At 71.3% G+C, this 17,727-nt stretch carries 22 protein-coding genes and 1 pseudogene; 5 read left to right on the plus strand and 18 right to left on the minus strand.

The genetic code is table 11. The features are described 5' to 3' along the window. A pseudogene (locus AB0D59_RS50585) lies at positions 1–94 on the plus strand (ABC transporter permease); the annotation flags it as partial. 38 nt (positions 95–132) lie between these two features. On the opposite strand, the gene AB0D59_RS50590 reads toward AB0D59_RS50585, so the two are convergent. The 8 genes from AB0D59_RS50590 to AB0D59_RS50625 form a co-directional block, all read right to left on the minus strand. Then, on the minus strand, positions 133–1,605 hold the full coding sequence (locus tag AB0D59_RS50590) for an MFS transporter (protein WP_362579825.1): 1,473 nt from the start codon (positions 1,603–1,605) through the stop codon (positions 133–135). A gap of 221 nt (positions 1,606–1,826) precedes the next feature. Then, positions 1,827–3,131 carry a cation:proton antiporter gene (locus tag AB0D59_RS50595; protein ID WP_362579828.1) on the minus strand — a complete coding sequence of 435 codons (1,305 nt, stop codon included), beginning with the start codon at positions 3,129–3,131 and terminating at the stop codon, positions 1,827–1,829. 64 nt (positions 3,132–3,195) lie between these two features. Next, entirely contained in the window at positions 3,196–3,786 is a 591-nt protein-coding gene (locus AB0D59_RS50600; protein ID WP_362579831.1) for an NAD(P)H-dependent oxidoreductase, read from the minus strand. Continuing rightward, positions 3,783–4,187, minus strand: coding sequence for a nitroreductase family deazaflavin-dependent oxidoreductase (locus tag AB0D59_RS50605; protein WP_362579834.1), 405 nt, complete (start codon positions 4,185–4,187; stop codon positions 3,783–3,785). Before AB0D59_RS50605 ends, AB0D59_RS50600 begins: the two co-directional genes overlap by 4 nt. Before the next feature lie 118 nt (positions 4,188–4,305). Then, positions 4,306–5,313, minus strand: coding sequence for an ester cyclase (locus AB0D59_RS50610; protein ID WP_362579837.1), 1,008 nt, complete (start codon positions 5,311–5,313; stop codon positions 4,306–4,308). After that, a complete protein-coding gene (locus AB0D59_RS50615; protein WP_362579840.1) occupies positions 5,310–5,681 on the minus strand; it encodes a dehydrogenase in 372 nt (123 codons plus the stop codon). The genes AB0D59_RS50610 and AB0D59_RS50615 overlap by 4 nt, the downstream gene beginning before the upstream one ends. A gap of 349 nt (positions 5,682–6,030) precedes the next feature. Continuing rightward, a complete protein-coding gene (locus tag AB0D59_RS50620) occupies positions 6,031–6,315 on the minus strand; it encodes a hypothetical protein (protein ID WP_362579843.1) in 285 nt (94 codons plus the stop codon). Positions 6,316–6,376: 61 nt separating this feature from the next. Next, complete coding sequence (locus AB0D59_RS50625; RefSeq protein ID WP_362579846.1) at positions 6,377–7,000, minus strand: OvmZ protein; 624 nt, start codon at positions 6,998–7,000, stop codon at positions 6,377–6,379. 405 nt (positions 7,001–7,405) lie between these two features. Here AB0D59_RS50625 and AB0D59_RS50630 point away from each other — a divergent pair, with 405 nt between their 5' ends. Continuing rightward, on the plus strand, positions 7,406–7,987 hold the full coding sequence (locus AB0D59_RS50630) for a TetR/AcrR family transcriptional regulator (protein WP_362579849.1): 582 nt from the start codon (positions 7,406–7,408) through the stop codon (positions 7,985–7,987). Positions 7,988–8,047: 60 nt separating this feature from the next. Here the strand turns inward: AB0D59_RS50630 and AB0D59_RS50635 are convergent, their stop codons facing one another. After that, positions 8,048–8,656 carry a ScbR family autoregulator-binding transcription factor gene (locus tag AB0D59_RS50635; RefSeq protein ID WP_362579852.1) on the minus strand — a complete coding sequence of 203 codons (609 nt, stop codon included), beginning with the start codon at positions 8,654–8,656 and terminating at the stop codon, positions 8,048–8,050. A gap of 156 nt (positions 8,657–8,812) precedes the next feature. Continuing rightward, on the minus strand, positions 8,813–9,646 hold the full coding sequence (locus AB0D59_RS50640) for a response regulator transcription factor (RefSeq protein WP_362579855.1): 834 nt from the start codon (positions 9,644–9,646) through the stop codon (positions 8,813–8,815). 457 nt (positions 9,647–10,103) lie between these two features. On the opposite strand from AB0D59_RS50640, the gene AB0D59_RS50645 reads away from it, so the two are divergent. From AB0D59_RS50645 to AB0D59_RS50655, 3 genes are all read left to right on the plus strand, one after another. Beyond that, entirely contained in the window at positions 10,104–11,042 is a 939-nt protein-coding gene (locus AB0D59_RS50645; RefSeq protein ID WP_362579858.1) for a ScbA/BarX family gamma-butyrolactone biosynthesis protein, read from the plus strand. 27 nt (positions 11,043–11,069) lie between these two features. Beyond that, positions 11,070–11,999, plus strand: a complete 930-nt coding sequence (locus AB0D59_RS50650; protein WP_362579861.1) for an NAD-dependent epimerase/dehydratase family protein — start codon at positions 11,070–11,072, stop codon at positions 11,997–11,999. A 306-nt stretch (positions 12,000–12,305) separates the two neighbouring features. After that, positions 12,306–12,605: a chaplin gene (locus AB0D59_RS50655; RefSeq protein WP_362579864.1), complete on the plus strand. Its 300-nt coding sequence runs from the start codon at positions 12,306–12,308 to the stop codon at positions 12,603–12,605. Between the two features lie 100 nt (positions 12,606–12,705). Here the strand turns inward: AB0D59_RS50655 and AB0D59_RS50660 are convergent, their stop codons facing one another. The 8 genes from AB0D59_RS50660 to AB0D59_RS50695 form a co-directional block, all read right to left on the minus strand. Next, a complete protein-coding gene (locus tag AB0D59_RS50660; RefSeq protein WP_362579867.1) occupies positions 12,706–13,572 on the minus strand; it encodes a tyrosinase family protein in 867 nt (288 codons plus the stop codon). Next, positions 13,556–14,050: a tyrosinase family oxidase copper chaperone gene (locus AB0D59_RS50665; RefSeq protein WP_362579870.1), complete on the minus strand. Its 495-nt coding sequence runs from the start codon at positions 14,048–14,050 to the stop codon at positions 13,556–13,558. The genes AB0D59_RS50660 and AB0D59_RS50665 overlap by 17 nt, the downstream gene beginning before the upstream one ends. Positions 14,051–14,189: 139 nt before the next feature. Further along, a complete protein-coding gene (locus tag AB0D59_RS50670; protein ID WP_362579873.1) occupies positions 14,190–14,705 on the minus strand; it encodes a hypothetical protein in 516 nt (171 codons plus the stop codon). Between the two features lie 141 nt (positions 14,706–14,846). Beyond that, on the minus strand, positions 14,847–15,431 hold the full coding sequence (locus AB0D59_RS50675; protein WP_362579876.1) for a vitamin K epoxide reductase family protein: 585 nt from the start codon (positions 15,429–15,431) through the stop codon (positions 14,847–14,849). Beyond that, complete coding sequence (locus tag AB0D59_RS50680) at positions 15,431–15,931, minus strand: DUF5949 family protein (protein ID WP_362579879.1); 501 nt, start codon at positions 15,929–15,931, stop codon at positions 15,431–15,433. Before AB0D59_RS50680 ends, AB0D59_RS50675 begins: the two co-directional genes overlap by 1 nt. Positions 15,932–16,060: 129 nt before the next feature. Beyond that, positions 16,061–16,354, minus strand: coding sequence for a hypothetical protein (locus AB0D59_RS50685; RefSeq protein WP_362579882.1), 294 nt, complete (start codon positions 16,352–16,354; stop codon positions 16,061–16,063). 235 nt (positions 16,355–16,589) lie between these two features. Further along, positions 16,590–17,429 (minus strand): hypothetical protein, encoded by an 840-nt coding sequence (locus tag AB0D59_RS50690; protein ID WP_362579885.1) that lies wholly within the window; start codon positions 17,427–17,429, stop codon positions 16,590–16,592. 83 nt (positions 17,430–17,512) lie between these two features. Beyond that, positions 17,513–17,727: hypothetical protein (locus AB0D59_RS50695; RefSeq protein ID WP_362579888.1), on the minus strand; the 215-nt coding region annotated here is incomplete at its 5' end.

A 17,727-nucleotide genomic window follows, 5' to 3' on the forward strand; every position in this document is an offset into this window, starting at 1 on the left:
GGCCGGCACGGTCGGCGCCGGCGGGCTCGGCGACATCGCGATCCGCTACGGCTACCAGCGCTTCGAGACCGAGCTGATGTGGATCACCGTGGCGACGTCCGTACGGTCGGACGCGGGGCCGCGGGTGGAGTCTCACCGGGCGGCGGGGGTGTGCTCGCCGTCCTGGAGGGGCTGCGGGGCCGCGCCCGGCAGGGTGACCAGGGCCGTGATCAGGGCCAGCAGGTACAGGCCGCCGCCGAGCAGGAAACCGTAGGAGTAACCGGCGGTCAGCGCGGACGGCACACTGCCCGGCAGCTCGTGGTCGGTGACAGCCGTGGCCGCCGCCGCCAGCCCGGCCAGGCCGACGGCGCCGCCGATCTGCTGTGCGGTGTTGACCAGGCCGGAGGCCGCACCGGTGGCCTCCGGGGCGACACCACGGACGCTGACGATGGTGACGGCCACGAAGACCATACCCAGTCCGAGACCAGCGACCAGCTGGGCCGGCAGCAGGGCAGCCCAGGGGTTCTGACCGGGGGCCACGAAGCTGAACCAGACCATGCCTGCGATGCCGATGACCAGGCCGAGCGCGATCACGTTGCGCTCGGGCAGCCTGGCGAGCAGTTGCGGGCCGAGACCGCCGGCCGCGATGCCCATGCCGAGCGCGAAGGGCAGGTAGGCGACGCCCGTGACCATCGGTGCGTACCCCTTGACGACCTGCATGTAGAGGGTCAGGAAGTAGAAGGTGGCGAGCATGCCGGCCCCGACCAGGAACATGACGAGGTTGGCACCGACACGGCTCTTGTCGGCCAGCACACCGCCCGGGATCATCGGCGAGCGGCTGCTGCGCTGAATGGCGACGAAGGCGCCGATCAGCACGAGCGCGGCGCCCAGCCCGACCAGCGTGACGGTGTCGCCGAGGCCTTTGTCACCGGCGCGGTTGATGGCGTAGACGAGCGAGCCGAAACCGAGGGTCGCGGTGAGGGCGCCGGGCACGTCGACCTTGCCGCGTTCACGCTTGCCGTCCACGAGGACCTTGGTGCCGATCAGGACGGCGAGAGCGATCGGGATGTTCACGAACATCACCCAGCGCCAGCTCAGGTACTCGGTGAGCGCACCGCCGAGCAGCAGGCCCACGACCGAACCGAGGCCGCCCATCGCTCCGTACACACCGAGCGCCTTGTTGCGGGCGGGCCCGGCCGGGAACGTGGTGGCCAGCAGGGACAGGGCGGTGGGTGCGGCGATGGCGGCGCCCGCACCCTGGATCACGCGGGCCGCGATCAGCAGTGCCCCGCTCTGGGCGAGGCCGCCGAGCAGCGAGGCGGCGGTGAACAGGATCAGGCCGGTGCGGAATACGCGACGGCGGCCGAAGAGGTCACCGGCGCGCCCGCCTGCCAGCAGCAGACCTCCGAAGGCGAGGGCGTAGGCGGTGACGATCCAGCCGAGGCTGGACTCGCTCAGGCCCAGTGCGCTCTGCATGCTCGGCAGGGCGACGGCGACGATCGTGTTGTCGAGAACGAGCATGAGCTGGGCCGTGGCGATGACCAGCAGAGCGAGGCCCAGCCTGCCGTCCTGCCGCGGCGGAGCCGCGGCCTCGGGGACGGCCTGGGTGCGGTCTTGCAGCGACACGAGATGTCTCCGTTGTCTCTGGGTGCTTCACGGTTGGGGATGTGCGGGAGCCGGCGGCTGGTGGTGCCGTTCTTGACGCCCTACCGCGTGGCCGCACCTACAAAGTATCGTCAATCCGCTTATCTATCAAGGATCCAATCAACAATCTTCCAATCATCAGCGGGTGAACTATATGCGCCTTGGCGTGGGGGTGACGCCACCGAACCAGTCGAAGACGCAGGTCAGCGGGTTCTCGCGGACTGCAGGGCGGGCTCTTCCTGGCCGGTTTCGGCTGTTTCGGGCACGAGGTCCTCGTCGACCCCCTTGCGGAACCGGGTCAGCGCAGGAGTGGTCATGGCCGTGGTGATCAGGGCCATCAGCACGAGGATGGTGAACAGCTCGGGGCCGATGACACCCAGGCCCAGCCCGATGTTCAGCACGATCAGCTCGGTCAGGCCCCGGCAGTTCATCAGTGCGCCGAGCGACATGGCGTCCCGCCAGCCGCGGCCGGAGAACCGTGCCGCGAGCGTGCCGCCGCCCCACTTCCCCACCACGGCCACCGTGAGCACGGCGGCCGCCCACAGCCACTGCGTGCCGCTGCCGCCCAGCAGGCCCACATCGGTCTTCAGACCGGTGCTGACGAAGAACAGCGGCAGCAGCACCGGCACCGTGAACGTGCGCATCCGGGCCGCGCTGGCCTCGATCCGCCGGCTGCCACGCGGGGTGACCACGCCGAACAGAAACGCCCCGAACAGCGCGTGCACCCCGATCCGGTCGGTGGCGTACGCGGCCAGGCACAGTCCGCTGAACAGCACGACGAGCACGACGCCGTCGAGGTACCGCCGCTCGGCACGCGCGGCCCACCTGGCCAGCAGCGGTCGTACGACCAGGAACATGGCGGCAGTGAAGGCGAGGGCGTACCCGGCCGTGGTGACGGCCTCCATCGGCGAATTGCTCTTGGTCACCGCCACCACGGCGGCCAGCAGACACCAGGCGCTCACGTCGTCCACGGCCGCGCTGGCCATGGCGAGCGAGCCCACCCCGGTCCGGTACAGGCCGCGGTCGGTCAGGATCCGGGCGAGCACCGGAAAGGCGGTGATACTCATCGAGACCGCGATGAACAGCACGAACGGCAGCTTCTTGGTGCCGGCAGGGGCGAAGTCGCCGTACATGCCGAGCGCCAGCAGAGTGCCCAGCACCAGTGGCAGGACGATGCCGGCTTGGGAGACGGCCACGGCGGTTCTGCTGTTGCCGCGCAGTGACGTGAGGTCAAGTTCCAGCCCGACGAGGAACATGAAGGCGAGCAGCCCGATGTTGCCGAGCACGCCGATGTAGGGCAGGGCCGACTGAGGGAAGAGCCAGGCCTGCGCGCCGGGCCAGAGCCAGCCCAGCAGTGAGGGGCCGAGCAGGATGCCGACGAGTATCTCGCCGACGACAGGCGGTTGCCCGAGCCGTTTGAGCAACTGGGCGCCGGCCCGGCAGGAGAGGATCACGACGGGCACGGCGACGAGGAGGGGGGTGAGGGGATCGGGGACGGCAGCAGCCATCAGGGTCTCCTGTGGAAGAGGGGTCAGGTGTAGCGCCCCTTGCACGGCGCACCGCCGGGGCGTTTCAAGTGCCGTAGGGACGGAGAGCCTTGGCCTCGCGCAGGGCCGTCGCCCACCACGTGAGCTGGTCGAGCATCAGCTTGGCCGCCGCCTCGGCCCCCTCCGGCTCCGCCGGAAACGTGCCGTCGGCGCCGTAGTGCTCCAGCACCCGCGGGAACGTCACGATGTCCTTCATCCCCACGCAGTGGAACTCGGCGAAGATCTGCCGCAGATGCTCGATCGCGCGCACCCCGCCGGCCATGCCGAGCCCGTAGCCGACGAAGCCGACCGGCTTGGCCTCCCACTCGGACTGAAAGCTGTCGATGAGGGTCTTGAGGGGGCCCGGGACGCTGCGGTTGTACTCCGGTACGACGATGACATAGGCCTCGGCCCCGGCCAGCCTGGGTCGCAGTACCGCCGCACGGGGATCGCCGGCGTCGAGGCCGGCGGGCAGCGGATGCTCGGCCACGTCGACGACGTCCAGGACGAGGTCGTCCCGGCGGGCCGCCACGCGCGCGAACCAGCCCGCGACGTCCGGGGCGAGCCGGCCGTCGCGGGCGGAGCCGACCAGCAGCCCCACCCGCACCGGCCGGGTCACCCGGCCGACCGCGGTCATGTCCGGCTCACCGGCGTCGACGCCTGGACCGGCGTCAGCGCAAGGAACTCGGTGGCCTCCACCCGGGAGAGGATCCGCCGGGTCAGAGCCGGCATCCTCGTCGTCCCGTCGTCGCTGAAGACCACGGGACTGGTGACCTGAATGCGGCGGCCCCGGGTGGTGATCTCGCACCCGCCCGCCGCCAGCACGTTCTTGACCCAGTCGGAACCGGGTCCGTACGGCAGTGTGATGACGATGTCCGCGCCGCGCCGGAACAGCTTCACCGGCGTGGCGAACTCGCGCCCCGACTTGCGTCCGCGGTGGTGGACCTTCCCGAACCCGGGCAGCCGGCTGAACAGCGGCCCCACGAAGTGGTTGGCGAACCGCCGGTTGAAGCGGGCGACTTTCCTGTCGATCGGCATGCCTGTGTCCCTTGCTCCATCGGTTCCGTTGGTTGGGTCGGTTCCGTCGGCGTACGCCCCGGCCACCGGCCGTCCGGCCCCTGCCGCCGACCGCGGGGGCCGGGCGGCCGGACGGTGTTCAGGCCGCGGGCTTGGCCGCGCCGGGGCCGCCGGCCGGGGTGAGCGGGCCGGCCGGCTTGCCGCCGGACTGGAGGAACTTCTGCAGGGAGAAGTTGTCGACGATGCCCCAGCGCTCGGCGATCCGGTCGCCCTCAAAGCGGAACCAGATGATCGCCTGGTGCTGGACCTGAAGGCCGGTCGGCTTGATGCCGATGAACGGGCCGGTGTGCTTGCCGTGCATGACCCAGCGGATGGCGGCCTTGTCACCCATCGAGATGAAGTCGAGGATCTCGTACTTGATGTCGCTGAACGCGGACTGCTGGATCCTGATCGTGTGCTTGAACGCCTCCGGGCCGCGCATGGAGTCGTCGTGGCTGCCGTGGTTGCGGAAGTCCGCGGTGAGATAGCGGTCGGCGGCCGAGAGGTCACCGAGGTCCAGTCCCTCGTGGAAGACCTTCTCGATCAGTTCCTTCTGCTGGTCCGCGGTGAGCGTGGTGGGCATGGGTGCGTTCTCCTCTGCCGTTGTAGGTGCTGTCGTGTTGCCCCGGGTGTCGAGCGTCTGCCTGTCGACCTGGGTCACGCCCTTGGGCACGGCTCCGGTCGTCCACACGATCCGCAGCCGCAGCCGGTCGAAGCGCCAGCCCTCGGGGGTGCGCCGGGCCGTGGCGGTGAAGCGGCCGCCCAACTGGAAGTACTGAGTGGGGTCCGGGGGCAGCGGTGAGCCGTGGTGCACATGGGAGGCGATCAGACTCCAGCTGACCTGGGCCCGGTCGCCGTCGAGGTCGACCTGGCTGTCGGAGCCGTGGTGGTGGGTACGGCCCCAGCGCGCCATGATCTCGGTGGTGAAGCCGGACACCCCGGCGATGCCCTGGTGGCTGCCCACCGGGAACGTCATCTCGATGTCCTCGGTGAAAAGGGACCTCGCCCAGGTCTCGTCGAAGCCGCCCTCGTCGAGGCCGGCCAGATAGCGCCCGGCCAGGTCCCGCAGGCTCAGCATGTCGGTGAGCCGGGCGACCTCGGCCGTCATGACACCCGGCGTGCTTCGGTCCGGGCGTCCGTCGCGTAGATCACGACGTCGTCGGGGCCGTGCACGACGGCCTTGCCCTCGCCGGTGAACACACCGTCCTCGTGCCGCGCGGTGATGTCGATCTGTATGTACGCGGCCCGGTGGCCGTTGGGGCTGATCTGGGTGACGTCGAGGTTGAAGTCCTCGCGCAGGAAGAACTCCAGGGAGTCGTCGCCGGTGACGGTCCAGGAGCCGGTGCCGGTGCTCTTCTGCGTGGTGACCGAGAGCGAGCCGTCCGGGGCGAAGGCGACGGTGTACCGGTCCGCCTCGCCGTCGTGCGTGACCGTCCCGGTCCATTGACCGACGGGTGTCCAGGTGGAAACAGGCATCGACCACACTTCCTCAAGTCGGGGTGGGAGGAAACAAAAAATCCGCGCCCCGAGCGGGACACGGATTTCGAGAAGAATGCAGCGGACTCGGAAGAAGGAGCCCGGATCAAGCGCCACCGCCATCAGGGCATGGGGGCGCTGAAAAGAGTGTGACACCTCCGACTCTGGTGCGTCAACTTGTCTTGGATTTAAGGGAGTTGACTTCAGGGAAAGCGAAGTGGCCCCCGCGGCAGGGGGATGGGCCGCGGGGGCTGCTTCGGACCGGATCCCCGCACGGATCCGGTTTATTCATGAGGTGCTGGTCTGGAGATACCGGCATCCGTCTGCCGGCCACGCGGAATCGCTTCTCCTATTCGCGCTCGCCCCGCCGGGCCAGCGCGAACAACTCGTCGAGGTCGTACTCGGCCCGTCGCGGACCCCCGTGCCGGGTGATCTTTCCGCGGCTGGCCCATTTGCGGATGGTCGCCTGGGTGACGCCCATCGCCAGGGCAGCCAGCTCGGTCGGCACCGTGCGCGGCACCGTGCGCGGCGTCGGCGTCGGCGTCGGCGTCGGCGTCGGCGTCGGCGTCGGCGTCGGCGTCGGCGTCGGCGTCGGCGTCGGCGTCGGCGTCGGCGTCGGCGTCGGCTCGATCATGGCGTTCGCCTCCTCCCGTTCTGTACGTTCCCTCCGCCCTCTCCATGCACCACCGCCCGCATCAGGCCGCCTCCCGCATGCGGTCGGCGACCAGGAGCCACTGGCGCGGGGGAAGAGCATGGCCGTCGTCACAGGTGACATGAGTCGGCACGCGGCCGCCACCGTCCGCCGGCAGTACGCCGTAGAGCGTTCCGGCACACTCCGGCCGGGTGCACGGGCCGAGTTCGAACCGGCGCACCGGGCCCAGGCCGAGCAGCCCGCGGAGGTCGCCGAGCAGTTCGGCGAGTTCCTCGTCGAAGTCCGGCCCCGCCGGGTGCCCGGCCAACCAGTACAGCTGCTGGCGCAGGAACCGCACCAGTGCGCCCATCCCGCGGCCGGCGGGCCGACTGCCGGCGCGTTCGTCGACGACGAGCCGCGCCCACAGTCCCATCACCTCGGTCGTCCGGGTGCGCAGCGCCAGGGCCCGTTCGTCGAGCACGATGCCGACGGTGGCACGGCTGCCGCTCACCCGCTCGCGCAGTACCGGCGCTCCGGGCGCCAGCGCCTCGTCGCTCTCCCGGTACAGGTCGAGCAGGGTGCGCAGTCCCCCGTCGATCCGGTCCAGACAGCGGACGCAGATCCGGCCGCAGAGCCGTCGGCAGTCACGGCTCCGATGGTTGTCGGCGAGTTGCTGGAAACCTTCCATGGTGATCCCCCGTCTCCTTGGCCTGTGCCATGCGGAACTGCATCCAGTCTCACGGGGGGCCACCGACCGCTTCAACGCACGGCGGTTCAGGGTTCCCACAATCCTCCGCAGCTCTGTCAGCGGAGTGTCAAACCCGTGTCAAGTGGCTGGATTTGAGTCACTGTAACAAACAGACCTGTCTGCTTGGCGATCAACCTGAATCTTCGTTCGTTACCCCTGTTTCCGGACAACCACGTCCACTACCTGGGTGTTTGAGCCTCCATAGAAAACACGACGAGACATTCCGCTACCGGGTCCTCCCACTAAACAGGCATGGTTGTATGATTCATGCCGCCATGGATACCGGCGTCCACAGGCATTGCGCGCAACAGGCACGCTGTTGGCAGGGAAGGCAGGTGCGACCTGATGCAGGCGCGATCCGAGCAGACCCGTCGGGCTCTCCTCCATGCCACCGCCGAGTTGATCGCGGACGGCCGGCTGTCCGACGCCGGGCTGGTCAACATCTGCCACCGGGCCGGCGTCAGCAGGGGGGCGCTCTACCATCACTTCTCCTCCACCACGGCCCTGACCGCCGCCGTGTACGAGGAGGCCCTTCAGCGGGTCGAGGCGCTGACCGAGGAGGCGTTCGCGGGTCCGGTGGCGGACGCGCCCGAGCGCTTCCTGTTCGCGCTCGGCGAAGCCCTGCGCACCGAGAAGGTCGTCCGGGCGGGCATGCAGCTGGCCGCGGACGGCTCGGCCGGACCGCCCCGGCTGCGCGACGACCTGCTGGCCGCGGTCCACGAGCGGATCGCGAAGGCACAGGAGGAGGCCGAGGAAGCGGCCGAGGACCTCGCGGACCTGGCCGTGGTGATGGCCGCGGGCATCGAGTCCCTGGGGCACACAGACCCGAGCTGGTGGGACGGCGACATCAGCCGGCGGCTGTGGGGGCTGCTGCGCCCGCTGTTCGACCGGGGCCGGCCCAACCGCGGCGGGGAACGGCGGATCTGACCCCGTCCCGGTCCGCCCCGCACACCGGCGGACGGACCGGGAACCGGTTGGCAGCGCCGGTCAGTCCTGCGGCGGCGTCGTGCGCAGCCGGCCGATCAGTCCCGGCGTGGCAAGGCCGGGCAGCAGGAACCTCCAGAAGACGCCGGTGCGTTCGGGCAGGTCGGCGCGGCCCGTGTAGGCCTGGGACATGATCTGCAGCCCGGTGAAGGAACCCACGATGAGCGAGGTGACCTCGCGCACATCCACCCCGGGCAGAATCTCGTCTCCCTTCTCAGCCTCCTGCAACAGCATCAGGATGGCTTCCATGGACTGTTCGTAGGTGCTCTGCGGCGGGCAGTCGAACGAGGTCTGCTCTATGGTCAGCCGCACGCTCGCGCGCAGCACCGCGTCGTGCTGCAGGCGCCGCGCGAACTCCAGGGTCAGGTCGATCACCGACTGCAGCTTCACCGGCCGTTCGGGCACTTCAAGGGCCTCGGCGTGGGCCTGCACCAGGGCCATCGCGATGGCTTCCTTGGAGGGGAAGTGATGGTAGAGGGAACCGCGGGTGAGTCCGGTGCGAGCCAGGATCTCGTTGGTGCTGGCGGCGTCGTAGCCGCGCTCGTCGAAGACCTGGGCCGCCGCCTCCAGGATCGACCGTCGTGATCGCTTGCCGCGTTCTTGCTGAGCCATGCCAGATCCTTACGCTCTCCCACTGAATTCAACAGACTTGTCTGTATCGTAAGCCGCATCCATGGCTTACGGTCAGTACCGCGGCGAGAGTCGTCAGAAAGCGGTTGCCGGACCGGGCGCGAAACCGGGCATGACCCCGGGCAATGCACGCGAGCGCTACGGACGGCCGATCCGGAAACCGACCCCGCGGACGGTGACGATCCAGGAACTGCCGCCCAGTTTGCCGCGCAGGGTGCCGACGTGGGTGTCGACCGTGCGGCCGCGCGGCGACCACGCGTCGTCCCACACCTGGGCCATGATCTGGCGGCGCGGGATCACCGTGCCGGGCTGCGAGGCCAGCAGGTGGAGCAGGTCGAACTCCTTGCGCGTCAGGTCCAGCGGCCGGCCGTCGAGGGTGGCCGTACGGGCGCCCGGGTCGATGCGCAGCGACCCGTGGGTGACGACCCGGCCGACGGCCGGCTGGGGCGCCGGCTGCACCCGCGCCCGCCGCAGCACCGCCTCCATCCGGGCCAGTAACTCCCTGAAGCCGTACGGCTTGACGAGATAGTCGTCCGAGCCCGCCTGCAGACACAGCACGCAGTCCAGTTCCGAGTCGCGCGCCGTGACGGCGATGATCGGCAGGTCGCTGACCGCCCGGATGCCCCGGCACACCTCCAGACCGTCCAGGTCGGGCAGGTCCAGGTCGAGCAGGATCAGGTCCGCCTCGCGGTGCCCGCGCAGCGCCTGCGCACCGGTGGCCGCACTGTGGGTGGCGTACCCGTGCCGGACCAGCTCGTGCAGCAGCGTGTCGGCGGACTGCTGGTCGTTCTCCACGACCAGGACGTTCACGGCCCCCGCCGACGGCGCGTCGTACGAGGCGGTCACCCGCCCGGCCGAGGCGGCCGGAACCGCCGGAGCCGCCGGAGCGGCCGGAGCGGCCGGGAGTGCCGGTACGTGCGAGCGGTGACGCAGCGGTGACGGCGCCATGAGGTTCGCGTACTGCCGGGTCATCTGCTCCCCCTGAGCCAGATCACGTCGTCTTGGACTGCGGGTTCACAGCGAGACCATACCAAACAGACTTGTCTGATTGTCAATTGCCCAGGCCGGAGGCCCGCGCCCTCCGCCCGCCCGTCGACGCCCTCACCCTGAGCTGCAATTTCTCCGAATTGCCGGACAAGTGATAGGGAGCGCTCCATTAGGCGACCCCAGAACAAGTCCAATCCGGGACCATGTTTGTGCTTTAAAACATACAAACCTACATGCCCGATGGGAGCATTCCCGACAAAACAACCCACGACCGTCATGTCAACGGGGCGCCGCCCCTCGACTTGCTCAGGAAATCAATTTGCCTCTTGCAAAACCGGACCGACCTGTCTGTATCTTGTGGCTAGAACGTCGGCCACGGGGGTGACAGCCGGCGTACGGCATGTTGTTGCCCCCTTCCGTCACACCGACAGGAGTGCTGCACATGCCGCACCTCACCAACCGGGCCATCGCACCGAAGTCCCGGCTTCCCGGACTGACCACCACCGTGCCGCGTGAGTACGTCCATCGCGCGGCGGTCTCCGAAGTCCTGCTCACCAGCTGGGAACAGGCCGAACCCGACGGTTTCGTCATCCGGGCCCAATGGCCGCGCTGCCACGCCCTGTTCGCCCCCGACCGGGGCTACCAGGACCCCATGCTGCTGATCGAGTCCGTCCGTCAGATCGGCTCCCTGCTCGCCCACGCCGAGTTCGACGTCCCGTTCGGCCACCAGTTCCTCATGTCTGACATGTCCGTGACCACCGAGCCGGAGCTGCTCGTCGCGGACGCGGTCCCCACCGATGTCGAGATGCACACGGTCTGCCGCGACGTCGTCCGCCGCGCGGGCCGGCTGCGGGAGATGCGCTACGACGTCACGGTGCTCCGCGAGAACGGCGCCCGGGCCACCGCCTCGGCCGCGTTCCGCTGCATGAGCCCGGACGTGTACCTGCGGATGCGCGGGGAGCGCCCCACCACCACCGGCCACACCCCGCCGCCGGCCCTCGACCCGGCCGCCGTGGGCCACGCCGGCCCCCGGCACGTCGTCCTCGGCGAGCCCGCGCCGGGCACCCGCGGCCGATGGGAACTGCGGGTCGACACCGCGCACCCGACCTACTTCGACCACCCGGTCGACCACATACCCGGCATGTTCCTCCTGGAGGCCGCCCGGCAGGCCGCGCACGCCCGCACCGGGGTGCCCGGCGCCCTCCTGCTCGACATGCGCAGCGAGTTCGTCCGGTACGCCGAACTCGACGCACCGTGCTGGATCATGGCCGACCCCGAACCGTACGGCAGCTCCGGCGACCTGCTGGTACGGGTGCACGGCAGCCAGCGGCAGGAGACGGTCTTCACCGCCCGACTCGTCCTGCGGCCACGTGTCCGCTGACCCCGACCGCCTTCCGGGAGAGTCCCCGTGTCCACCATCCTCATCACCGGCGCGTCCGGGTTCGTCGGGGCGCATGTGACACACGAGGCGCGACTGCGGCGCGCCGAGCTCAGGCTCATGACCCACCGCAGGACCCTGCCCCGGCCCTGCTCCGGGGTGCGGACCGTGTCCGCCGATCTGACCGACCCCGGCTCGCTGCGCGGGGTCTGCGACGGGGTCGACGTCCTGCTGCACTGCGCCTCGCAGATCGGCGGCAGCGCGGAGGCCAACGAGGCCGTCAACGCACGTGGTACGGCGGCGCTGGTCGCCGAGGCCCGGCGCGCGGGGGTACGCCGGATCGTCCAGCTCAGCACCGCCTCCGTCTACGGCCGCGGCACGTTCCGCGGCTCCCGCCCCGAGGAGCTCACGCGCAATCCGGGCTCCGTCACCTCCCGCACCCGCGCGGCGGCCGAGGACGCGGTCCTCGCCGCCGGCGGTGTGGTGCTCCGCCCCCATCTGGTCTTCGGCGAAGGAGACCTGTGGGTCGGGCCCAACCTGGCACGGCTGCTGCGCGCCCTGCCGGGCGTGGTGGCCGGCTGGCCGGCGCGGGCGTCGGTGATCACCGCGCCGGACCTGGCCCGGCTGCTGGTGGCCACGGCGCTCGCGCCGGACGCGGCGCTGACCTCGCCGGTGTACCACGCGGCGCATCCGCTGCCGGTCACCGTGGGCAGCGCGCTGCGGGCGGTCGCCGAGTGCGCCGGGATCGCCTGGCCGCACGACAACCTCACCGTCGAGGGGGCCAAGGCGATCCTCGCCGCCAAGGGCGTCCCGCCGGGCACGCTCGACATCCTGACCACGGACCACTTCTTCGAGGCGGACGCGCTCTGGTCCGATCTCGGCGAATCGCCGACCGCGGGCTTCGCGAGCTGCTTTCGCCATGCGGAACGGTGGTACCGGTCGACGCTGGCGGGGGTCTGACCACCCGGCCCCCGCAGGGGCCGCGGCGCCCACGCGGCGGCAGCCGCCTGCCGAGGACAGCCGCGCGCCCCTTCGGGCGCGCTGACGGCCGTGTCTCCTACGCCAACCACACGACACACTACGGCCGGGCGGTGGAGAACATCCGGGTCTTCCTGGCGGGTTCCCCGGTACGGCGGCTGCCCCGACTCGGGCCCTTGGAGTGATCGTCCGGTGATCGGCGTGACCAGCCGCAGGTCGTGGCGTTGAACGGGGAGTGCGGCGGCTGGTCCTGCCGCCGCACTCCCCGAGCAACAAGAAGGAGAACTGATGTCTCGCATCGCGAAGGCTGCCGCCGTCGCTCTCGGCACCGGCGCAGTGGTGATCGGCGGAGCCGGCCTGGCTCTGGCCGACGCGGGCGCCCAGGGTGAGGCCGTCGGCTCCCCCGGCGTGCTGTCCGGCAACGTCATCCAGGTCCCGGTCAACATCCCGGTCAACGTGTGCGGCAACACCATCGACGTGATCGGTCTGCTGAACCCGGCGTTCGGCAACACCTGCGTCAACGAAGGCCACGGCAAGGCCGGCGACAACAAGGGCGGCGACAACAAGAACGGTGGCTACGGCAGCTGAGCCACCGCCAGCAGAGGAGCCCCGGCACCCTGGGTGCCGGGGCTCCTCCCGTGTCCGGGGCTCCTCCCGTGTCCGGGGCTCCTCCCGTGTCCGGGGCGCCTCAGGCGTACCGGTAGATCCGGCTCAGGTCCTCCAGGGACCCGGGGGTGACGTCCCACGGCGGCAGCTTCTCACCGCGGGCGACGACCCGCCGGTGCTGCGGGTCGCCGCGGCCGGGCGGCCCGGCCGGCACGTAGCGCTGTCCTCGGTGCCGGGCCTTCCAGCGCTCCCACTGCAGGTCGACGAAGGCGTGGTGGAACCAGAAGACGGGGTCGTTGACGGAGGCGCCGCCGAGCATCGCCCCGCCGACCCAGCGGTGCACCCGGTTGTGGTTGCGCCAGGACGCGCTGCCGCTGCCGGACCCCCAGCCCTCCAGCTTGTTGCGGAAGCCCCGGCTGACGGTCGAGTCCCAGGGGGCGACGTCGTATACCGGGTCGTCGAGCGCCTGGGAGAGCTGGGCCCTGGTGGGCAGTGCGATCGGGCCGCCGGCCCGGCCCAGGTCCCGGGCGAGGAACTCGCCGTCGGTGATGCCCTCCTTGATGGTCCAGTGCCCGGCGGAATAGGCGAACGGGCCGGTCATCACCTGCTGGTCCCGGGCCCGGCCGTTCCCGCCGAGCAGGTCCCTGGTCCAGGGGACGGAGGACGTCGTACGGTCCCGGGTCCAGTCCCAGTACGGCACGGTCACCGACCCGTCCACCCGGCGCAGGGCGCGCTCCAGTTCCAGCAGGAAGCGGCGGTGCCAGGGCAGGAACGAAGGGGCCATGTGGGCGGTACGCAGCCCTCGCTCGCCGTCGGCGGTGTAGTGGTCGATGTGCATCCGCACGAACTCGTCGTACTCGCCGCGCCGTTTGACCTCGAGGAAGGCGTTGACGAGCCGTTTGCGCTCGCCGGCCGTCAGCCTGCCGACGTCCTTACGCACGTACGCCATGGTCGCCCCCCATGTGCAGATGCCCCCCGCCCATCGGTCCCGGGGCCAGGTCGCGCAGCCGCTGCCCGGGCCCGATCTGGTCGACGGCCGCCCGGGCCGCCTCCAGCGGGGTCGGGTAGGAGCTGTAGTGGTCGACCATGCTCAGCCAGGTGCCGTCGGCCCGCCGCATCAGATGCAGCGGCCGGCCCGCCACGGTGACCTGCCACTCGACCTGGTCGTCGGCCCGCCCCGCCACCGGCACCAGGACACCGTGGATACGGCGGCCCCGGTAGGTCTCGTCGAAGGAGGTGCCCGCGGGACCGTCCGCCGGGGGCACCGGGCGGGAGGCGGCGACGACCGGGGCGAGCGCCAGGGCGGCCACGGAGGCGAGCAGCCCCCGGGTGACCTCGCGCCGCGTCGGTCCGCCCGCCCCGGCTCTGTCCGGCCGCCCGGGCCCCGGCTTCGCGCCCACCGCCACACCGCCTGCTCCGACGACCATGCTCACTCCTCGTACGGTTCACCGATCGCTGTCGGTACCGGTAACCGTCCGAGGGGCCGCCCGGTCACCGCCGCGCCACCATCCGGCGCACGGCCGGGACCGGTCAGCGGCCGGTGTGGCGGCCGTACTCACCGGCGGGTCACCGGCCGGGGCCGGCGCCCAGGTCGCCGCCGACGACCGTCTGCAGGGCCGGGGCGACCACGCCGGCGTCGGGCATCTGCGGGGCCGGCATGCCGAGGTGCTGCGGGTCGGGCGCGGTGAGCGGGGCGACCAGTGCCAGGCCGGGAGTGAGCGCGCGCAGGCCGGAGGCCGGGGTGCCGACGTCGATGTGGTCGTAGCCGTCGCCGAGGACGTGCGGCAGCGGCGTCCTCAGGCCGACGCCCGGCAGCCCGCCGTTGAGCGGCACCTGCGGCAGCGTCCGGTCCGGGAGGAGCCGGCCCTGGACGTAGCGCGGCCCCTCGGGGACGCCGGGGATCAGCAGCGGCAGCTCCATGCCGAGCTTGGGCATCTCCATGTGGAGGGACTTCTCGACGCCGTCCAGCGGCACGGGGACGGGCACCGTCGGGGTCGCGGCGGCGGGCGTGGCGGCGGCGCCCACGGCGACCGCGACGCCCGTGACGACGGCGGCAAGGGTTCCTCGGGTGGTCGGCTTCATGTCGGGTACGGGCCCTTTCAGGAGGCGGGAGGAGCGACGTCCGTACCGGGTAACGAGCCAAAAAACGGCATCAGTTCACATTTCGCCCGGGTGCAGCATTAGTCGGCTGTTCACTCATCAGCTCGTCCCGAAGTCCACTGTTCAGCTCGTCCAGAAGTCCCACCAGCGGGTCAGGACCAGCATGCCGACGACCCCGATGTGCAGCAGCGGAAGTACCCAGGTGAATTCGCCGAGGAATTCCCGCAGCCATGCGGGCGCGGGCAGGAATCGATGGCGTACGGCGAAGGAGGTGACGTACCAGAAAAGGAGAATGGTGGCGACCCAGGCCAGGCAGCACCACAGGCAGAGCGCGTTGATCCGGTACAGCGACTCGAACTGCAGCCAGGACACGAAGCCGACGCCGAAGAGACACCCCGCGTCGAAGGTCAGCCAGTACCAGGCGGGGAAGCGGGCGCCGGCCAGCAGGCTCATGCCGACGCAGATCACGACGGAGTAGGCCGCCAGACCCAGCATCGGGTTGGGGAACCCGAACGCCGCGGCCTGGTCGCTCTTCATCACGCTGCCGCAGGAGACCACCGGGTTCAGGCTGCACCCGGGGACGAAGCGCGGGTTCTCCAGCAGCTTGAACTTGTCGAGGGTGATGACCCAGGAGGCCAGCAGCCCGGCCGCCCCCGCGACCACCGTGAGCAGCGCGAACCCCCGTCCGGCGGCTGCGGTTCCCGGCATCAGCCGCGCAGGCTGCGGGCGGGCAGCACGATGTGCGCGGCGGCCGTCAGGGTCTCCTCGGCCCCGGCGAAGTCCTTGAGCGCCTCCGCCTCGACGGGCTTGCCTGGCTCGCCCCCGGGCCACGGCCGGGTGGTGAACACCAGGTAGGCGTAGCCGCGTTCGTCGACGGCGGCGAGCCACTCCTCGGGCGCGGGGCACTGGGCGTTGAGCGGGGCCAGGTTGAGGACGGCCGTACCGGACTCGACCAGCAGGGTGACGGGCAGGCGGGGCCGGGCGGTGCCGTCGACGAGGTCGCCGCCGACCGGCAGCCCGTTGTTCTCCAGCAGCGCCTCGACGGCGGCCGAGGTGGCCTCCGCGCCGCCCGCGGCGTCACCGAGGGAGTAGGCCAGCAGATAGGGCATGTCACTGCCGTCGGGAGCCTCGCCGCTCCAGGCCAGCACGGCGACCGTGCCGAGGTCCGCGGGGCGGAAGGGGCGGGTTGCGCTTGGGGTTGAGGTCACCGCGTGACCTTATCGACGGGCCGCGGGCCGGCCGGGCGCCCGCTCACCCGACCGGCGGACAGCCGGCGGTGCGGCCACACGAACGAGGGACGCCGGTACGGCGTCCCTCGAACCGTTCCCGCCCGGGCCTCAGCCCTGCAGCGGCAGACCGCCGAGCAGGGGGCTGCTCTTCTGGTTGACGGCGCCGGTCGTCCGCTTGACCTTGTTGAGCACGGAGCGCTTGTTCTCGGTGTTGAGGGCGTCCGACTGGTGCTTCAGCGGCATCGCCTGGTCCAGGGTCAGGGGGCTCTTGGTGAGCGTGTTCACGGCGCCGTTGAGGCTGGTGGGCGTCAGGTCGGCGTTGTTGTTGGCGAACGCGGGGGCGGCGAAGCCGGCGAGGGCCACGGAACCGGCGACGACAGCGGCAGCCTTCAGAGACTTCATCGTGTTCCTTTCTTCGGCGACTTTCGGCGGCGCGAGCCACGCAACGGAAGCCACCAGGGGGAATGCTGACGCCGTGCCTAACGACGCCCCGGCAGGCCGGAAACCCCGCGCTCAGAAGACATATGAGATCCCCGAAAGTCCCAGCGGCCGAAGACGGCCTGGCCCGGGCTGGCCCGACCGGTCGAGCCAGCCCGACCGGTCGGGCCAGCCGGGCCAGCCGGGCCGGCCGGGCCGGTCAGCCCGTGGGCACCGGCAGCGGCGTGGTGACCGGCAGGCTGGGCACGGCGGCCAGGCCCGGCAGCCCCGGCAGGTTGGGCGCGGGCAGGCCGCTGCCGAGCAGGATCGCGGCGAGCAGGTTGACCAGGCCGGTCACGACGGCGGTGGCGGCCGGCAGCACCTGGCCGACGTCACCGGAGGTGGCGGCCTTGAGGAGGTTGTCGACCGCCGTCTGCAGGGCGGTCAGCGCATCGCCGGTCAGGTCCTTGGCGGCGAGGGCGCCACCGAGGCCCTTGGCCTGGGCGGCGGCCGGCGCGGGGAACGCGGCCGGCACGGCGGAGGCACTCGGCACGGCGGAGGTACTCGGCACGGCCGGCGCCGACGGCAGGGCCGGGCTGGCGGGGGCGGCCGGGGTCGCGGGGGCGGTCGGGGTCGCGGCCGTGGCGGAGGGCGCGGCCGCCGTCGGGGTCGCCGCGGAGGCCGTCGGCGTCGCCGGCCTCGCCGCCGCGGGAGAGGCCGCGGACAACGGGGCCGCGGCCGGGGCCGCCGCCGTGACCTGGGCGATGGCCGCCTTCACGGCGTCGCCGAGCTGGGTGGCCTGATCGGCGGTCAGCTGGCCGTTGTCCGCCGCGAGCACGGTGTTGAGCAGGTCGGTGACCGGTTTGAGCACGGTCCCGAGGTTGCCCAGCGACTTGACCTGGGCGAGCAGCGCGTCGGCCCCGGGGACGGGCGCCTGGGACATCGCGTGGGTGCGCTCACGGGCCGAGTCGGCGGCGACGGCCGCCGGGCCGGTGATCCCGGCCAGAAGAATGGCGCAGAGCGCGGTGGACGCGAGACGCCGTGCGGGCAGAGCACGCATGGGTGTTCCTTTCGATGCGCAGCGGACTTGCTGCCCACCGTGAAATCACCCGCGTCGGCCTGCAACCGCTCGACCGCCCACCGTCACCGATCGGTTTCCGTGCCGTCGGCATCGTCCCTGATGAGGTGCCCTGTCAGGGCCGCCTCGCCACGTCCGCCCCGGCTCCGGCCGTTCGAGGGAACGCCTGAGTGAGGCAGGCGCGAAAGCCGTGCCCGGACACACGAACCGGCCGAGGTCGACGAGTTCACCTTCACCCGCAACTGGATGCGCAGCCCGGCGGCCCGTAGCGCCGACCCCC

The sequence above is a fragment of the Streptomyces sp. NPDC048417 genome, from assembly GCF_040651615.1.
GTDB lineage: Bacteria > Actinomycetota > Actinomycetes > Streptomycetales > Streptomycetaceae > Streptomyces.

Excerpts from the sequence above, each read along its gene's own strand:
- AB0D59_RS50640 (WP_362579855.1), bottom strand. The coding sequence starts at position 9,646 with ATGACCCGGCAGTACGCGAACCTCATGGCGCCGTCACCGCTGCGTCAC.
- AB0D59_RS50655 (WP_362579864.1), top strand. The coding sequence starts at position 12,306 with ATGTCTCGCATCGCGAAGGCTGCCGCCGTCGCTCTCGGCACCGGCGCA.
- AB0D59_RS50665 (WP_362579870.1), bottom strand. The coding sequence starts at position 14,050 with ATGGTCGTCGGAGCAGGCGGTGTGGCGGTGGGCGCGAAGCCGGGGCCC.
- AB0D59_RS50595 (WP_362579828.1), bottom strand. The coding sequence starts at position 3,131 with ATGGCTGCTGCCGTCCCCGATCCCCTCACCCCCCTCCTCGTCGCCGTG.
- AB0D59_RS50610 (WP_362579837.1), bottom strand. The coding sequence starts at position 5,313 with ATGACGGCCGAGGTCGCCCGGCTCACCGACATGCTGAGCCTGCGGGAC.
- AB0D59_RS50675 (WP_362579876.1), bottom strand. The coding sequence starts at position 15,431 with ATGCCGGGAACCGCAGCCGCCGGACGGGGGTTCGCGCTGCTCACGGTG.
- AB0D59_RS50625 (WP_362579846.1), bottom strand. The coding sequence starts at position 7,000 with ATGGAAGGTTTCCAGCAACTCGCCGACAACCATCGGAGCCGTGACTGC.
- AB0D59_RS50620 (WP_362579843.1), bottom strand. The coding sequence starts at position 6,315 with ATGATCGAGCCGACGCCGACGCCGACGCCGACGCCGACGCCGACGCCG.
- AB0D59_RS50630 (WP_362579849.1), top strand. The coding sequence starts at position 7,406 with ATGCAGGCGCGATCCGAGCAGACCCGTCGGGCTCTCCTCCATGCCACC.
- AB0D59_RS50690 (WP_362579885.1), bottom strand. The coding sequence starts at position 17,429 with ATGCGTGCTCTGCCCGCACGGCGTCTCGCGTCCACCGCGCTCTGCGCC.
- AB0D59_RS50615 (WP_362579840.1), bottom strand. The coding sequence starts at position 5,681 with ATGCCTGTTTCCACCTGGACACCCGTCGGTCAATGGACCGGGACGGTC.
- AB0D59_RS50670 (WP_362579873.1), bottom strand. The coding sequence starts at position 14,705 with ATGAAGCCGACCACCCGAGGAACCCTTGCCGCCGTCGTCACGGGCGTC.
- AB0D59_RS50600 (WP_362579831.1), bottom strand. The coding sequence starts at position 3,786 with ATGACCGCGGTCGGCCGGGTGACCCGGCCGGTGCGGGTGGGGCTGCTG.
- AB0D59_RS50635 (WP_362579852.1), bottom strand. The coding sequence starts at position 8,656 with ATGGCTCAGCAAGAACGCGGCAAGCGATCACGACGGTCGATCCTGGAG.
- AB0D59_RS50645 (WP_362579858.1), top strand. The coding sequence starts at position 10,104 with ATGCCGCACCTCACCAACCGGGCCATCGCACCGAAGTCCCGGCTTCCC.
- AB0D59_RS50605 (WP_362579834.1), bottom strand. The coding sequence starts at position 4,187 with ATGCCGATCGACAGGAAAGTCGCCCGCTTCAACCGGCGGTTCGCCAAC.
- AB0D59_RS50685 (WP_362579882.1), bottom strand. The coding sequence starts at position 16,354 with ATGAAGTCTCTGAAGGCTGCCGCTGTCGTCGCCGGTTCCGTGGCCCTC.
- AB0D59_RS50660 (WP_362579867.1), bottom strand. The coding sequence starts at position 13,572 with ATGGCGTACGTGCGTAAGGACGTCGGCAGGCTGACGGCCGGCGAGCGC.